The following is a 16286-nucleotide window of genomic DNA, read 5'->3' on the forward strand; positions in this document are numbered from 1 at the left end:
ACAAGTACAAATGGTGAAACTTTACTGACAATTGGCTTTATTTGAAATAATACAACCAGCCAATAGTTTAATTGCCGAATAATGTAATTAAATCTGAAATTTTGTTTTTTAATTTCTTTCTGTCGATAATAAAATCTAAGAAACCATGGTCAAGCAAAAATTCGCTTTTTTGAAATCCTTCAGGTAAATCTTTTTTGATGGTTTCTTTAATTACTCTGGGTCCGGCAAATCCAATTAATGCGCCGGGTTCAGCAATATTTAAATCGCCTAACATACCAAAGCTGGCAGAAATACCACCGAAAGTAGGATCGGTGAGTAAAGATATATAAGGAAGTTTGGCATTACTTAATTGTGATAGTTTACCACTTGTTTTTGCTAATTGCATTAGGCTAAAAGCACTTTCCATCATTCGGGCGCCACCACTTTTTGATATTACCATGTAAGGTAAACGATGTTGTATACAATAATCAACAGCTCTGCTGAATTTTTCGCCCATAACACTGCCTAATGAGCCACCAATAAACTCAAAATCCATGCATGCAATTACAATTTTTTTACCATTAATAGGGCCGACAGCTACACGCATTGAATCTTTCAAGTTGGTTTTAGACCGAATTTCGTCTAATCGCTGCTGATAATTTTTTAAATCGGTAAAGTGTAAAAAATCCTTACTAATAATTTCATCAAACAAGGTTTGATATTCCTGATTATCAAATAAAAAATCAAAATATTCCTGGCTTCCAATACGATGATGATAGTTACATTTTGGGCAAACAAACAATTCTTCTTCTAAGTCTTTCGTAGTAGATATATAATTACAGTTAGGACATTTACTCCAAAGTCCTTCAGGGGTTTCTTTTTTATCGGCTGTAGAGGTTAAAATTCCCTTTTTGCCACGCTTAAACCAACTTCTTTTCTGGCTTTCCTCTTCTTTTTGGGTTTCCTCGTCACCAGTTAAATTATGTTCTATATTTTCTTCTAATTCTTTTTTCATGCTTATCATCATTTTTCAACTTGTTAAAATGTACCTACCCATGAAACGTACATATTCCATTTGAATAAGCAGAACAAGGGGTATAGTATACTATAAACAGATTATTGAAGGTAGCAAAAATAAGGTTGTTTACCTAAACAGCACTTATTTACTGCTTAACCTACTGCAAAATAAACAGATAATACTCCAAAAAACAATAGCCACCCATTATTTTGAGTGGCTAAATGCTTATTTTAGAAAAATTATGCATTTTTATTAATGCAATTCAAATCTTCGAATGCTTCAGTTAAACGCAAAATGAAATTTTCTTCTCCTTTTCTTAACCAAACACGAGGGTCATAATGTTTTTTATTTGGCATGTCAGGACCTTCAGGGTTGCCTAATTGGCTTTGTAAATACGCTTCATTTTTTTTGTAATTATTCAACACACCTTCCCAAAAAGCCCATTGCATATCTGTATCAATGTTCATTTTGATAACTCCATATCCAATGGCTTCATGAATTTGTGCTTTAGGTGAACCGCTTCCGCCATGAAAAACAAAGTTTACAGGTTTTTCTTCAGTATTTAAATGTTGTTGAATATATACCTGGCTATTGTGTAAAATTTCAGGACGTAAATGTACATTGCCCGGACTGTAAACACCATGTACATTACCAAATGCAGCAGCTATAGTAAATAAATTACTTATTTTACTTAGGGCAACGTAAGCTTGTTGCACCTCCTCGGGTTGTGTATATAATTTGTGGTTTTCAACATCAGAATTATCAACGCCATCTTCTTCACCCCCTGTAACTCCTAGCTCAATTTCCAAACTCATGCCTAAAGGCTTCATTCTTTTTAAATATTCTACCGAAGTAGAAATATTATAGTCTAAAGCATCTTCAGAAAGGTCAAGCATATGTGAACTAAATAGCGGTTGTTTTTTTTCTTTAAAGAATTGTTCACCCGCATCAATTAAACCACTTACCCAAGGCAACCATTTTTTTGCTGCGTGGTCAGTATGTAAAACTACAGGAACACCGTAATATTTTGCCACATTGTGAACGTGTAATGCACCAGAAATAGCACCGGAAATATTGGCTTGATAATTATCGTTAGGCATGCCTTTTCCTGCAATAAATTGAGCGCCACTATTTGAAAATTGTATAATAACGGGAGAGTTAACTTTTGCTGCAGTTTCTAACACGGCATTAATTGAGTTAGTACCAATACAATTTACAGCGGGTAATGCAAATTTATTGTCTTTTGCATCTTTATACAATGCAGCTAGTTCTTCGCCAAATAATACTCCGGGTTGATACTTTTTCATGATGAATTTTTTGTTGTGGTTAAATGGTAAATTATTGTGGTGAATAGTTTTTTGCTGTTTTTTTAACAGCTAATTCATTTTCGGTTGCAAAGATACTAATAGTTGATAAAAACATTTGTTAGTATTTGTTTTTATTAACCAACGATTAATTGTTTTTTTGAATATTTTCTATTAATATTTTGAAATAAGCAACACTGTGTAATAATCTGCTTCCGTACCAACTAAACATTTCACCATCAACCAAAATAATGGTGGAATTCGGAAGCATTTGCTGAAAATAATGGATGTGTTTTTCTTGAAAAGGAAAGGGTTCTGATGATAGTAAAATGAATTCTGGTTCGGTTGTAATGAATTCTTGTTCAGTTATGGATGGATAACGTTTTTTGTTTTCAAAAACGTTTAAAAAACCACACAGCGTTAGCATTTCATGAATGAATGTTTGAGCTGCAGCCACCATTAAAGGTTGTTTCCATATTATATAAGCTGCTTTTTTGCTTGGTTGCAAAGACTTTAATAATGAAAAATTATTTTGAATATTTGTTGCGCATTGATCGGCTAACGCATTCTTCCTGCATATTTCACCCATTTGATGAATCATGCTTAAGGCATCATCTAAATTATTAATATCAGTTACCCAAACCGGTGCAATGTGGCTAAGGGTTTCTATTTGTTCACGTACATTTTCCTCTTTGTTGGCAATAATAAGATCTGGTCTTAATGCTTTAATTTTTTCAATGTGTAGTTGTTTAGTGCCGCCAACAATAGTTTTACTATGTTTCCATTCGGGTGGGTGAACACAAAATTTAGTAATACCTACTACATAGTCTTCCATTCCCAACGTGTATAGTAATTCTGTTTGAGAGGGTACTAATGAAATAATTTTTTTGGGTGGATTTGAATAAGGTAATGGTAATTTAGAATGGTTAATAAAAAAATGCATATTTCAAATGTACATCATTTGCCTATGAAAGCATGATTGCAGTAAGTAAGAATGACATTGATTTGCTAATGGTATTTATACCAGCTTCCTGTATTCACAATGCAAACATTTTCGTGGGCATCAATCCAGTTTTTTTCCGTTAATTTTTTAAATCCTGCAAATGCAGCAGCCCCTTCCGGGGAAAGTAATAGCCCTTCAGTTTTTGCTATTTCTTCAATACTTTTTTGTATTTCTACTTCGCTAACATCAATACCCGTACCGTTACTTTCAATAATTACTCGTAACATACTTTTTTCTGCAAATGGTGTGGGTACCACTAGGCCATTCGCTATGGAGTATTGGGGTTGAAAATTGTTTTGCTTTTGTCCGTTTTTAATAATCTGTATCATGGGATTACAATTTTTTGTTTGTACAATTACCATTCTTGGTTTTTTATCGAATGTTATCCAGTTTAACTCTTCTAATTCATGAAATGCTTTCCATATTCCAATTAAGCCGGTTCCACCGCCGGTTGGGAAAATAATAACATCGGGCAATTGCCAGTTAAGTTGCTCTGCAATTTCGTAGCCTAAAGTTTTTTTTCCTTCCAATCTATAGGGTTCTTTCATAGTACTTAAATTGAAGGCACCGGTTTTTTGTGCAATTTCTTCGGCAACCTTACCACATTGCTGAATAAATCCTGGAATTTGAAGTAGGGTTGCACCATAAAGTTGAACCTCCTCTTTAATAATAGAAGCACTGCTTTCAGGCATAACTATGGTAGCATTTATTTTAGCTTTAGCACAATAAGCACTTAAAGCACCACCGGCATTACCGGCTGTTGGTATAACACAATGTTCAATACCTAATTCTTTCGCTTTTGAAATGGCAACACTTAAACCTCTGGCTTTAAATGAGCCGGTAGGATTTACCCCTTCATCTTTTAAATAAACTGTATTAACCTTATAACGGTTACTTATTTTGTTAAGGGTATGTATAGGGGTAAATCCTTCATTTAAGCTTACAATATTTTGTTCATCAAAAACCGGTAACATGTTGGCATAACGCCAAAGGCTTTGTGTTTTTGAATGAATTTTTATTGCAGGTAATGCATTGCTATTGTAAACGGTAAATAATGGCTCATTGCAGCAAGTAGCAAAAGTTTGTATAGTGTGAATATTGTATTGCTTGCCGCAGTTTGGGCAGGTTAGGAGTGCGGCTGCAGATATGGTTTTACTAAGTGTTTTCACACTGTAAAACTAAGTAGGCACTATAACTAATTTGTGTGTAATGTTGTTATATACTATAACTTTTAGTGATAAGCGTTTTGTGCAGTTTTTATGAATTGTTTATTCAAATTACTGATTTCGCCTTTACGTTGAATGAAATAGAAGTTGCGAACAATATTCAATCCGTCAAAACTTACTTGTTTTAGTTCGCCATATTTTAACTCTTTAATAACAGAGCGACGGGGTAGAAATCCCAAACAATCCGAAGCAATAATAAAATTTTTAAGTGCTTCAGTTCCTCCTAATCGAACTTTTATGTTTAAGTTATTGAATAGAATTTTATGTTTTTCCAATTGCTTTTTTAGTACTGCTAATGTACCACTACCACGTTCACGGATAGCTAATGGTATTTGATATAAATCTTGTACTTGATAATTTTTCTTTTTTGCCCACTTGCTTTGACTACTGCATACTGCAATTACTTCATCGGTAATAAAGGGTAAATAGCTAACATTGGTTAATTGACCTTTTTCTTCAATAATACCCAAATTAATTTCCTTATTCAGCAAAGCATCTAAAACAATTTCTGTATTTCGGTTTAATAAACTGATATTGATATTGGGGTATTGCTTGTGAAATACAGATAAAACTTTTGGTAGAATGTACAAAGCTACGGTTGTACTTGCCCCAAGTTTTAAATTGCCTTCAGCTTCTATGGCATTTGATAGAGCAGTTATATCAAACAACGTTTGTTCTTGTATGCGTTTTACTTCGGTTAATCTTTCATATAATAAATTACCGGCAGGGGTAAGTTCAATATACATACCCCGCCGGTCGAATAATTTAGTTTTATAAAGAAATTCAAGTTGCTTAATGTTTTTACTGATAGCCGGTTGAGACATATACATTTGTTCTGCAGCCTTTGAAAAACTTTTTTGTTTGGCTACTTCCAAAAATACTTCATGTTGCGGCGAAAGCATAAACAGCAATTTATTTGATTAACGTCCCAGACTTTGTAGTACATCATATTTTGTAATAATGTGGTAGTCGCCTTTTTCATCACACGCCAATACGGCACCGTTGGTTTTATTGATTAGAGAGCCTAATTTTTCAACTGGAGATGCCATATCAACAATAGGAAAGGCAGGCTCTAAAACATGGCTAATTGCTTGTGTTTTAATTTCAGGGTTAGAAAACATTTTAATAAATAGTCCTCCTTCACTTATGGCTCCTACAATTTTATTATTTTCCATTACAGGAATATATTCAATATCGTATTTTTCCATCAAAGCTACAGCTTCGGCAACTGATTGATTAGGGGTAACGCTAATCAGTTTTTTGTGTGCACGTGCATTAATAATGTCTTTGCAGGTTTTAACTTCTAAAAATCCGCGTTCAATCATCCACTGATCGTTATAAATTTTTCCGACATAACGACTGCCATGATCGTGAAAAATACAAACCACTAAATCATCTTTTTTTAATTTGTGTTTCAATTGTATTAAACCTTGAAAGCAACTTCCTGCACTATAACCACAAAATAAGCCTTCTTCCTTAGCTAAACGCCTAGCCACAATTGCCCCGTCTTTATCTGTTACTTGTTCAAAGTGATCAATAAAGCGCATATCATAATTTTTGGGTACAAAATCTTCCCCAAATCCTTCACTGATATAAGGGTGAACATATGACATATCCACCTCACCGGTTTGGTAATAGTGTGTAAGTAATGAACCATATACATCTATTGCCCAAACTTGTATGTTCGGATTTTTTTCTTTTAAATACATGGCTGTTCCTGTAATAGTGCCACCTGTACCGGCAGTGCAAACTAAATGGGTAATTTTCCCATCGGTTTGTTCCCAAATTTCGGGGCCGGTACTTTCATAATGAGCCTGACGGTTGGCTAAATTATCGTATTGGTTCATATAACAGGAGTTGGGTATTTCCTGACTTAAACGTTTAGCAACGCTATAATAACTGCGAGGGTCATCGGGCATTACATTGGTTGGGCAAACAATAACTTCTGCACCAACTGCTTTTAAAATATCAGCCTTTTCTTTACTTTGTTTGTCGGTGGTTACAAATATGCATTTATAACCTTTTATACAAGCTGCTAAAGCAAGTCCCATGCCTGTATTACCACTGGTTCCTTCAATAATAGTTCCGCCTGGTTTTAAGCGACCTTCTTGTTCAGCAACCTCTACCATTTTTAAAGCCATACGGTCTTTAATAGAGTTTCCTGGATTAAAGTAATCCACTTTAGCTACAACTGTACAAGGAAAATCTTTTGTAACGCGGTTTAAGCGTATCATAGGAGTGTTACCTATGGTTTCTAAAATGTTGTTTTTTATTTCCATCATGGCATTTGTTATGTTGCAAATGTAGGTTTTTCGGCATTTTTAGTATTAAAGAATAATAATATTATGTTATGCAAATAACAATTGTTTATGTCAAATTAGATGATTTTATTCATCAATTCTAACCGAAGTAAAAAACGAATGTTGCTGGTTTGAAGGAATTTTATAGTTTTTCCCCCTATTTTTGTCTACTTCATTTTAAATTTTAAAAACTTAGAACCAGAACTAATGATGAACAATTTGTTTTATGCTGTACCTATCATGGGTATTATTGGTTTATTGTATACACTGATACAATTTAAATGGGTGGCCAGGCAAGATGCCGGCAACAGCAAAATGAAAGATATTAGTACCTACATTGCTGAAGGGGCTATGGCCTTTTTAAAAGCAGAGTGGAAAGTATTGGGTTATTTTGTTGTTTTAGTGGCTATTTTATTGGCTTTTATGGCACAAAGTAATGCTAATAGCCATTGGAGTATTGCTATAGCGTTTATCATTGGTGCTGTTTGCAGTGCCGTTGCCGGTTTTATTGGTATGCGTGTTGCAACTAAAGCTAATGTGCGTACAGCACAAGCAGCTCGCAGTAGTTTAGCCAAAGCATTAAAGGTTTCATTTACCGGTGGTTCGGTAATGGGCTTGGGAGTAGCTGGATTGGCTGTATTGGGTTTAGGAGCTTTATTTATTATTTTAAAACAAATATTCGCTCCAGATAGTGCTTCTACAAGCACCGAAATGATTAAAACAATTGAGGTTTTGACCGGTTTTTCATTAGGAGCTGAAAGTATTGCATTGTTTGCAAGAGTAGGTGGTGGTATTTATACTAAGGCTGCTGATGTTGGTGCCGATTTAGTGGGTAAGGTAGAAGCAGGTATTCCTGAAGATGATCCACGTAACCCTGCCACTATTGCTGATAACGTGGGTGATAATGTAGGCGATGTTGCCGGTATGGGAGCCGATTTATTTGGTTCGTATGTGGCTACAGTGTTGGCTACAATGGTATTAGGTCAGGAAACGATTTCCAACGATAATTTTGGAGGCTATGGCCCCATTTTATTACCTATGATGATTGCTGGCATTGGTATTTTATTTTCCATTATTGGAACTTTCTTTGTTAGAATTAGTGAAAATGCCGGTATTAATACATCTAACGTACAAAATGCCTTAAATCTTGGAAACTGGGGAAGTATCATATTAACTGCGTTGGCTTGCTTTGGTTTGGTTACTTACATTTTACCAGATAATATGGTTTTAAGAGGACATGAATTTTCACGTTGGGGTGTTTTAGGTGCAATTGGTGTAGGTTTATTAGTAGGTACCCTTATGAGTATAATTACTGAATATTATACCGCAATGGGTAAAAAACCTGTATTAAGTATCATTAAGCAGTCTTCAACCGGTCATGCTACCAATGTTATTGGTGGATTGGCAGTTGGTATGGAAAGTACATTTTTACCCATATTGGTTTTAGCGGGCGGTATTTGGGGCGCTTATGCTTGCGCTGGTTTATATGGTGTAGCCATTGCGGCCGCTGGTATGATGGCAACTACAGCTATGCAACTAGCTATTGATGCTTTTGGTCCTATTGCTGATAATGCCGGTGGTATAGCAGAAATGAGTGAATTGCCAGGTGATGTTCGCGAAAAAACAGATGTATTAGATGCTGTGGGTAATACTACTGCGGCCACAGGTAAAGGATTTGCTATTGCTTCTGCAGCACTTACTGCCTTGGCTTTGTTTGCTGCATATGTAGGTGTAATTAACAATAATGGTTACGCCATGCACGGTATTGATATATATAAAGCAAAGGTTTTAGCCAGTTTATTTGTTGGGGGTATGATACCTTTTATTTTTTCATCATTAGCCATTCGTGCAGTTGGTCAAGCCGCAATGTCAATGGTGGAAGAGGTTCGACGTCAATTTAAAAATATACCCGGTATAATGGAAGGAACTGGAAAACCTGAGTATGATAAATGTGTGGCTATTTCTACTGCTGCATCCATTAAAAAAATGATGTTGCCGGGTGCTATTACTATACTTGCTCCTTTATTAATTGGCTTCATATTGGGCCCAGAAGCTTTAGGTGGGTTTTTAGCGGGTGCAACAGTAAGTGGCGTTTTAATGGGTATGTTCCAAAACAATGCCGGAGGTGCTTGGGATAATGCCAAGAAATCTTTTGAAAAAGGGGTAGAAATTAATGGAGAAACATTTTATAAAAAATCAGATCCACACAAAGCCTCAGTAACCGGTGATACCGTGGGTGATCCATTTAAGGATACTTCCGGACCTTCGATGAATATCTTAATTAAATTAATGTCAATTGTTTCCTTAGTTATTGCTCCAACTTTAGCCCATATTCACAAATCTGATGACGGAGTCGTTAAAGCCCAAACCATTGAAATTTCTGTATCTGATTCTACACAAAATTTACATGGGCATGGTACTTTTTCAATTGGAGACCCATCAACCAATCAACTTTTACAAGATTTGCGTAAGGATGGCATTATTCAGACCAATGATGCTAAAATTGAAATTCGAGATAGTAAAATTTTTGTAAACGGAAAAGAACTATCTGAAGATTTACAGGAAAAATATAAAGTGAACCTAAAATAAGTTTTCACTATTGTAAGAAAAGGCTATCTCAGAAAATGCTGGGGTAGCCTTTTTCATTTAAGTAAACAAATGGAATATTAATATTTTTAATAAAATGGGCTGTTATTTTACATTTTGAATACATCCACTTTGCTTTAAAATTTGTAAATTCGGATTTATAATATTTTGCTTGTCATGCCACAGTTTCCTAACATTTTATTACATGCTGTACCGGCGTTTATTTTGTTAATTATAGTTGAGGTAGTTTATGCCTATCATATACAAAAAGATTTGTATAACATAAAAGATACAGCTACCAGTATTGCATTGGGTTTGGGGAATTTGATAACAGGTATTTTTACCAAAGGGTTGATTTTATTATTCTTTTCTTGGTTATATACATATCGTTTTTTTACTATTCCGTATACAGCATGGTGGGCTTGGATATTATTGTTTTTTGCTGACGATTTTAGTTATTATTGGTTTCACCGATGCTCGCATACTATTCGTTGGTTTTGGGCCAGCCATGTAGTGCATCATTCCTCTGAGCAATACAATTTAGCAGCAGCATTACGTCAAACCTGGACGGGGAATTTAACCGGATCATTTGTGTTTTGGTCGTGCATGCCGCTGGTCGGGTTTCATCCTGCCATGATATTGTTAATGCAATCCATTAGCTTACTCTACCAATTTTGGATACACACTCAGGCCTTACAAAAAATGCCCCGCTGGTTTGAGTATATCTTTAATACTCCTTCTCATCATCGTGTGCACCATGGAAGTGATATTTTGTATTTAGATAAAAATCATGCAGGCACTTTAATTATTTGGGATAGACTGTTTGGTACTTTTCAAGAGGAAGTCTTTACACCCACTTTTGGGTTAACTAAAAATGTAAATACTTACAATCCTATTAAAGTTGCTTTTTTTGAATGGCTTAAAATATTTAAGGATATTCGAAAATCGCCCCGCATTGCACACATTTTGAGGTATTTATTTGCACCTCCCGGATGGAGCCACGATGGCAGTAGCATTACTACGAAACAATTACGTGAAAAACTAAAGCAAGAACAACAAAAATCTGAATAATCTTTTATCATTTTATTTACAAAAACCATCGTAATTTGCTTACGAATTTAATCGTATGAAATGACGATAATGTTATTGATGTTTTTTTAATATTTTCATATTAATGAATATGCTATGAAATCAATAAAACCCACAGAAAGTGAATTGGAAATTTTGCAGGTATTGTGGCAAAAGGGGAATGCAACGGTAAGAGAAGTGCATGAAGTGTTATGCTTGCATAAAGATGCGGGATACACTACCACTTTAAAATTAATGCAAATTATGCATGAAAAAGGCTTGGTAAGTAGAAATGAACAAAGCAAAACGCATATTTATAAGGCCAATGTGTCTAAAGAAAATACTCAACAGCAATTACTTGGTAAAATGATTAATAGCTTGTTTGAGGGTTCTGCATCCGCTCTTGTTATTCAAGCTTTAGGTAATACGAAACCAAGTGCTAATGAAATTGAAGCCATTGAGCAATTATTGGATGAGCTAAAAAATGCTGAATAAAATGAGTGGTTACCAATCATTTTTAATTCACTTGGGCAATGCCATTATTTGGAATTTGTTTATAGGAGCCATTCTATGGTTTTTGTATGTGCTTATTAAACAATTGCTGCCTAATAAAGTTATATTTCATTTTAATTTTTCATTTGCCGCTTTAATTTTACTAGGACTATTTTTTATTACTGCAAGTGTATACTTTTATTTCAATTCAAAGGATTTAAATCCACCTTATTTAGATGAAATAAGTGAGTTTTCTATTGCTCAAAACCTTGCATGGCCAAAAACAGTTATTCAATCCTATATAATATATTGCCTTAGTGTTATTTATATCATTGGACTTCTTTGGCAAATTATTAAATGGCCCTTTATTTTAAAGCACAAAAAAAAGCTTTACAGTATTATCAATCATCAAGTACCTGAAACTATTCATTTGTTCATTGAAAAGCAAAAGCAAGTTTTAAATATTCAAAAAAAAGTGATAGTTTACTTGGTTCAAGAAATTGTAAGTCCTGTAACGATTGGTTTTATAAAACCCATAATTTTATTACCTGTTGCTAGTATCACAAATTTATCTACTGCAGCTATAGAAGCTATTTTGGTACATGAATTGGCACATATTCGTCGCAATGATTATTTAATCAACTTTATTGCGAAAATTCTGCAATCCATTTTGTTCTTTAATCCATTCGTAAACTTTCTCCTACGTGAAATGAATACTTCACGTGAAATTATTTGTGATCAATATGTTCTGCAACAGCAATATTCGCCTATGTTTTATGCCAATTCATTGTTACAATTATCAAAACTAAGTAATATTCAATTATCGCCTGTGTTATCAATGCCTGCTGTTCAAAACAAAGGAGTATTATTATTAAGAATTCAACATATTGTACAGTTTGATAAAATGCCAAAACCTGTTTCAATTTTGCATAATGCCAAAATTTTTATGGCTGGCTTTTATGTTTTGTTGGCAATGGCAATATTCTATTTTATCACTTTCAATGTTAGTTTTAAAAATACTGTTGATTATAGTAAAAATAAGAATAGGGAAATCCTTGCTGCTACTAATATAGCAAGTGTTATTCCACTACAATCAGCAGCAAGCAGACCAACAAAAATATTAGCTCCACAAAAGCAATTATTAGCGAGCAAAAAAAAGCCCAATCCTGTAAGACTTAAAAGTATAAATCCAATTATTGATAAAGTAATTGAATCGAATCAGGATGAAGTAAACACCAACAATAATTCTCAAGATCTTTCATTTATACCGGTTAAACAACTTTTGTCATCTGCCATAAATGAAGATGAAGCAATACAATCTTCGTTTAAAATTAAACAAATAAGCGACATTCATTATAATCATTCAACAATAGGCTATCGGATGTATTTTATTCAAAAAGTAGATAAGCAAACGCATACTACTGAGCCTTACGGTTATATTATGGAAGTACAAAAACAGTTACCGGGTATAGATGGTGAAGTACATATTGTTCGCGACTATTATTGGCATCTTTATCCTAATAACGAAATAAAACTAAAACCGATTGTACCTGTAATTACTGATTCTACTATCATGAATAATGTTTTTAATTAGCCTTACCATAAACGTTGTGGGCAACGGCTTGCATAATGATTATTGAGTAACAATCCAATTACTATTTCATGTGTGCCACTACTAACGGTACCTAATATGGATGTGCTATAATCATATGAATATCCAACGTTTAACAAACTATTTATATTTACTCCAAGCATACCGGCAAAACCATTTTTATATCTAATTGAAAAGCCTGTCCACAAAAGGTCACGATATTGCACCTTCACATTCATATCAATACCAATCGGTAAGGGTTGTATGTATCTAAGCTGAAAGGAGGGAAGTGCAGAAACATCATCAGATAGCGGAAATTGATAACCGCCAGTAAAAAATAAATGAGGTACTAATTTTCCGGGGAGAATTCCTACCGGTTGTGTGGAAAAATAAATATCATCAGGCAGCAATTGTTGTACTGATAATCCCAGAAAATAATGTGCACTGTATAACCATAATCCGGCACTTAAGTCTGGTTTTAGTCGATTGATGGTATTGGCATTTGCAACTGCTGGATCTACAGGAACTGCAAAATTTAAATTGCCTGTATTTAAATTAAGTTGCGCAATACCTAAAGAAACACCTGCTGATAAATTGGTAGTAGCATTTAAACCTACGTGGTATGCATAGGTAGCAGCTGCTGAAAATCTATTTAATGAACCGGCTTTGTCATTCAATATGGTTAAACCAACTCCGGCATGTGCCGATGCACTGGTATAATTTCTCCAATAAGCTTGACCTAAAGGGTTTTCCCCTGGGGTACTGAAACTGGTTGCAGTAGTTTGCGGATAGTTTTGTTTATGTAAAGGACCTTGTATGGTAAAGTAAGTGGTAACTGGTGCATCCGTTAAGCCGGCCCACTGTATCCGTTCACTCAATTTTACATCTGTGTAATTTTCAATGCCTGCAACAGCCGGATTAATAATAAAATTATTTAAAATGTATTGTGTATAATAAGGTCGTTGTTGTGCAAATGCAGAAACAATGTTTAAAATAATTGATAGCAAAAAAAGGCAGCGCAGTTTCATTGTATTCAGTATCGAAAATATTGTATTTTAACCACAATTAATCGTGGGTAAAATATTTTCTGATATCTATCAATTTTAAAAACCCTTAAATTATTCCTCTACTCTTGAAGTATCAGAGGTTCCCGAGAAAACTGAAGTTAATTTTCTGGCACTGTAAATATTTCTATTGTATTTATTGCCTAGTATAATTAGGGTTGCAGTATCATTAATTAATCTTGTAAAGACAGTATTGTTGCCATGCCACCAACCGTTATGATAAATAATGGGCCCATTGGTGCCATCCAGCAGCATTCTCCAGCCTAATCCATAGTTATGGTTCGATCTGGTTTCGTGGCTTTGTGGCTCAAAGGCCATGCTTAAAGTTTGGGGACGTACAAAAGTGCCTTCATACAATGCTCTATCCCATAGCAACATATCTCTAACTGTGCTGTAAACATTCTTATCGCCATATATACAATCTAGCTTTTCTAATTTAAATGGCGCTTTATTGGCTTGATAAGAGGGAACATAATTAGCTGTATCGGCAATGTTAAACACAAATGTGTGCTTCATGTCCAACACATTAAATACACTATCTTTCATGTATTGTGGAAAAGGAATGTGTGTTACACGTTCTATGATAAGTGCCAATAAGGCATAATTGGTGTTACAGTAATGAAAAGTTTTGTTAGGTAAAGCTAAAATTGCAGGTTTGTATTTTACCATGTAGTTTAACACATCTTCATTGGTTTGAAAGCCTTTCACTTCATTGCCCGATGCTACAAAGTGTACCACTTTAACGCGCCTTCCGCGTTTGTTTCTTGTATAAGTAACAACGGCCTTCTTTTCATCCATAAAATAAACATAATTGGGTAAGCCGCTTCTATGCGATAATAACTCGGTAATGGTTATGTTTTGATAAGGAAATTGTGGAAAAAATTTTTGTAATGTATCAGTTAAATTTATTCTTCCCTGCTCCCATAAACGCAATAAAGTCATTGCAGTAAAAGTTTTTGAAATGGAAGCCAGGTGAAATGGATCATCCGCAGTTAATTTTTCATTGTTTTTAAAATTATAGTAACCATGGTAATCTTCAAATACCACTTCGCCGTTTTTGGCCATTAAAATGGCACCATTAAAACCTTTATCTAACAAATCTTTTTTGTATAAGGGTTCAATGGCATCAGCATAGGCCTGTTTTTGTTCCGGCGTTAATGGATTAAAATGAAAAGTTTCTGCCTGAATAGTAACGGGCTGATTTTTAGGCTCTTGTTGTGATTGACATGATGAGATAAAGCAAGAAAATATAGATGATAATAACAATAGTTTTCGCATGCGGTAAAGTTTCAAAAGGCGCAAATATAAAGTATAAAATATGGTATTGACGTTAATCAAAAACAAAAGTAAATTTTATGGCAACTGAACATTTGCTAAATATGATTTAATTTAGCACGCATGAGCAAGCAACCAACCAACCCAACAAGTTATCCGAAAGAAAAAATTAATATACTGCTGTTGGAAAATATAAGCGACAAAGCAGTACAATTTTTTAAACAAAATGGATACATTAATGTAAAAAAGTTAAATGGCGCTTTAAGCGAAGCCCAACTAATAGATGCTGTAAAAAATGTACATTTAATAGGCATTCGTTCCAAAACCCAAATTACCGAGAATGTTTTAAAAGCGGCCACTAAATTGCAGGCAATTGGCTGCTTCTGCATTGGCGTAAATCAGGTAAATTTAAAAGCTGCTACCGAAAATGGCGTTGTGGTATTCAATGCACCTTATAGCAACACACGAAGTGTAGCTGAATTGGTAATTGCATTGGCCGTTATGCTTATACGCAGAATACCCGATAAAAATAAAGCCGCACATGAAGGCATTTGGTTAAAAGAAGCTAAAGGCAGTTTTGAATTGCGTGGCAAAACCTTAGGTATTATTGGTTATGGCAACATAGGTTCACAAGTTAGTGTATTGGCCGAAGCAATGGGTATGAAAGTGCGGTTTTACGATATTGAAAACAAATTACCATTAGGCAATGCGTCAGCATGTAAATCGTTGAAGGAATTGGTAAGTACTGCCGATATTATTACGTTGCATGTGCCTGAAACAGCGCAAACCAAAAATTTAATTTCCAGGTCTGTAATTAAAAATTTTAAGCCGGGAGCCATTTTACTGAATTACGCTCGTGGTGAAGTGGTTGATTTGAAAGCTTTAGCAGAAGCCATACAGGCCGGATTAGTTGGCGGTGCTGCCATTGATGTATTTCCCTGGGAACCTGAAAAAAACGGCGACCATTTTGAAACACCTTTGCAAGGTTTGCCTAATGTAATTTTAACACCACACATTGGCGGATCAACCGAGGAAGCACAGGAGAATATTGGTGAGGATGTTAGTGCCAAGTTGTTTAATTATTTGGAACGTGGTATTACCAATGGCTCACATACCGTCCCTGCCATTAGTTTGCCGGCAGTTGAGGGTTCGCATAGAATTTTGCACATTCACTACAATAAGCCGGGGGTGTTAAGTGCCATTAATACGGCCTTGTCTGAACACCATATTAATATAGTTGGTCAATATTTAAAAACCAATGATACGATTGGTTATGTTGTTTTAGATGTAGATAAAAAATTATCTAAACAAGCTGCCGAATTATTAAAGGGCGTAAAAGAAACGATTAAAGTGCGCATGTTATATTAGTGCTTGTAAAGA

13 protein-coding genes are annotated in these 16286 nt (G+C 34.8%); 5 read left to right on the top strand and 8 right to left on the bottom strand.

Annotated features, from left to right (window positions below):
* Positions 1-67: 67 nt before the first annotated feature.
* The 6 genes from accD to ACP5P5_RS08605 all read right to left on the bottom strand — a co-directional run bounded on the left by accD (position 68) and on the right by ACP5P5_RS08605 (position 6812).
* Positions 68-994, bottom strand: coding sequence for an acetyl-CoA carboxylase, carboxyltransferase subunit beta (accD, locus tag ACP5P5_RS08580; RefSeq protein ID WP_428285694.1), 927 nt, complete (start codon positions 992-994; stop codon positions 68-70).
* 242 nt (positions 995-1236) lie between these two features.
* The gene (gene fbaA / locus ACP5P5_RS08585; protein ID WP_428285695.1) at positions 1237-2304 is read right to left on the bottom strand and encodes a class II fructose-bisphosphate aldolase; all 1068 of its coding nucleotides are present in this window, start codon (positions 2302-2304) and stop codon (positions 1237-1239) included.
* A gap of 145 nt (positions 2305-2449) precedes the next feature.
* Positions 2450-3244, bottom strand: a complete 795-nt coding sequence (locus ACP5P5_RS08590; RefSeq protein WP_428285696.1) for an ABC transporter substrate-binding protein — start codon at positions 3242-3244, stop codon at positions 2450-2452.
* Positions 3245-3309: 65 nt separating this feature from the next.
* Positions 3310-4473, bottom strand: coding sequence for a threonine synthase (locus ACP5P5_RS08595; RefSeq protein WP_428285697.1), 1164 nt, complete (start codon positions 4471-4473; stop codon positions 3310-3312).
* Between the two features lie 62 nt (positions 4474-4535).
* Positions 4536-5432 (bottom strand): LysR substrate-binding domain-containing protein, encoded by an 897-nt coding sequence (locus ACP5P5_RS08600; protein ID WP_428285698.1) that lies wholly within the window; start codon positions 5430-5432, stop codon positions 4536-4538.
* 18 nt (positions 5433-5450) lie between these two features.
* Positions 5451-6812: a pyridoxal-phosphate dependent enzyme gene (locus ACP5P5_RS08605; protein ID WP_428285699.1), complete on the bottom strand. Its 1362-nt coding sequence runs from the start codon at positions 6810-6812 to the stop codon at positions 5451-5453.
* Between the two features lie 228 nt (positions 6813-7040).
* Between ACP5P5_RS08605 and ACP5P5_RS08610 the strand changes: the two genes are divergently transcribed.
* The 4 genes from ACP5P5_RS08610 to ACP5P5_RS08625 all read left to right on the top strand — a co-directional run bounded on the left by ACP5P5_RS08610 (position 7041) and on the right by ACP5P5_RS08625 (position 12570).
* Complete coding sequence (locus tag ACP5P5_RS08610; protein WP_428285775.1) at positions 7041-9419, top strand: sodium-translocating pyrophosphatase; 2379 nt, start codon at positions 7041-7043, stop codon at positions 9417-9419.
* 174 nt (positions 9420-9593) lie between these two features.
* The gene (locus ACP5P5_RS08615; RefSeq protein WP_428285700.1) at positions 9594-10487 is read left to right on the top strand and encodes a sterol desaturase family protein; all 894 of its coding nucleotides are present in this window, start codon (positions 9594-9596) and stop codon (positions 10485-10487) included.
* A 114-nt stretch (positions 10488-10601) separates the two neighbouring features.
* Positions 10602-10979 carry a BlaI/MecI/CopY family transcriptional regulator gene (locus ACP5P5_RS08620; protein WP_428285701.1) on the top strand — a complete coding sequence of 126 codons (378 nt, stop codon included), beginning with the start codon at positions 10602-10604 and terminating at the stop codon, positions 10977-10979.
* Position 10980: 1 nt separating this feature from the next.
* On the top strand, positions 10981-12570 hold the full coding sequence (locus ACP5P5_RS08625) for a M56 family metallopeptidase (protein ID WP_428285702.1): 1590 nt from the start codon (positions 10981-10983) through the stop codon (positions 12568-12570).
* Between the two features lie 2 nt (positions 12571-12572).
* On the opposite strand, the gene ACP5P5_RS08630 is transcribed toward ACP5P5_RS08625, so the two are convergent.
* Positions 12573-13595: a PorP/SprF family type IX secretion system membrane protein gene (locus ACP5P5_RS08630; RefSeq protein WP_428285703.1), complete on the bottom strand. Its 1023-nt coding sequence runs from the start codon at positions 13593-13595 to the stop codon at positions 12573-12575.
* A 90-nt stretch (positions 13596-13685) separates the two neighbouring features.
* Positions 13686-14909, bottom strand: coding sequence for a serine hydrolase domain-containing protein (locus ACP5P5_RS08635; RefSeq protein ID WP_428285704.1), 1224 nt, complete (start codon positions 14907-14909; stop codon positions 13686-13688).
* Positions 14910-15029: 120 nt separating this feature from the next.
* On the opposite strand from ACP5P5_RS08635, the gene serA reads away from it, so the two are divergent.
* Positions 15030-16274 carry a phosphoglycerate dehydrogenase gene (gene serA / locus ACP5P5_RS08640; protein WP_428285705.1) on the top strand — a complete coding sequence of 415 codons (1245 nt, stop codon included), beginning with the start codon at positions 15030-15032 and terminating at the stop codon, positions 16272-16274.
* Positions 16275-16286: the final 12 nt, after the last annotated feature.

Origin of the sequence: Hydrotalea sp. (assembly GCF_049968455.1) — a bacterium.
Taxonomy (GTDB): Bacteria; Bacteroidota; Bacteroidia; order Chitinophagales; family Chitinophagaceae; genus Hydrotalea.

Excerpts from the sequence above, each read along its gene's own strand:
- ACP5P5_RS08600 (WP_428285698.1), bottom strand. The coding sequence starts at position 5,432 with ATGCTTTCGCCGCAACATGAAGTATTTTTGGAAGTAGCCAAACAAAAA.
- fbaA (WP_428285695.1), bottom strand. The coding sequence starts at position 2,304 with ATGAAAAAGTATCAACCCGGAGTATTATTTGGCGAAGAACTAGCTGCA.
- accD (WP_428285694.1), bottom strand. The coding sequence starts at position 994 with ATGAAAAAAGAATTAGAAGAAAATATAGAACATAATTTAACTGGTGAC.
- ACP5P5_RS08635 (WP_428285704.1), bottom strand. The coding sequence starts at position 14,909 with ATGCGAAAACTATTGTTATTATCATCTATATTTTCTTGCTTTATCTCA.
- ACP5P5_RS08620 (WP_428285701.1), top strand. The coding sequence starts at position 10,602 with ATGAAATCAATAAAACCCACAGAAAGTGAATTGGAAATTTTGCAGGTA.
- ACP5P5_RS08590 (WP_428285696.1), bottom strand. The coding sequence starts at position 3,244 with ATGCATTTTTTTATTAACCATTCTAAATTACCATTACCTTATTCAAAT.
- ACP5P5_RS08605 (WP_428285699.1), bottom strand. The coding sequence starts at position 6,812 with ATGATGGAAATAAAAAACAACATTTTAGAAACCATAGGTAACACTCCT.
- ACP5P5_RS08630 (WP_428285703.1), bottom strand. The coding sequence starts at position 13,595 with ATGAAACTGCGCTGCCTTTTTTTGCTATCAATTATTTTAAACATTGTT.
- ACP5P5_RS08610 (WP_428285775.1), top strand. The coding sequence starts at position 7,041 with ATGAACAATTTGTTTTATGCTGTACCTATCATGGGTATTATTGGTTTA.
- serA (WP_428285705.1), top strand. The coding sequence starts at position 15,030 with ATGAGCAAGCAACCAACCAACCCAACAAGTTATCCGAAAGAAAAAATT.
- ACP5P5_RS08615 (WP_428285700.1), top strand. The coding sequence starts at position 9,594 with ATGCCACAGTTTCCTAACATTTTATTACATGCTGTACCGGCGTTTATT.
- ACP5P5_RS08625 (WP_428285702.1), top strand. The coding sequence starts at position 10,981 with ATGAGTGGTTACCAATCATTTTTAATTCACTTGGGCAATGCCATTATT.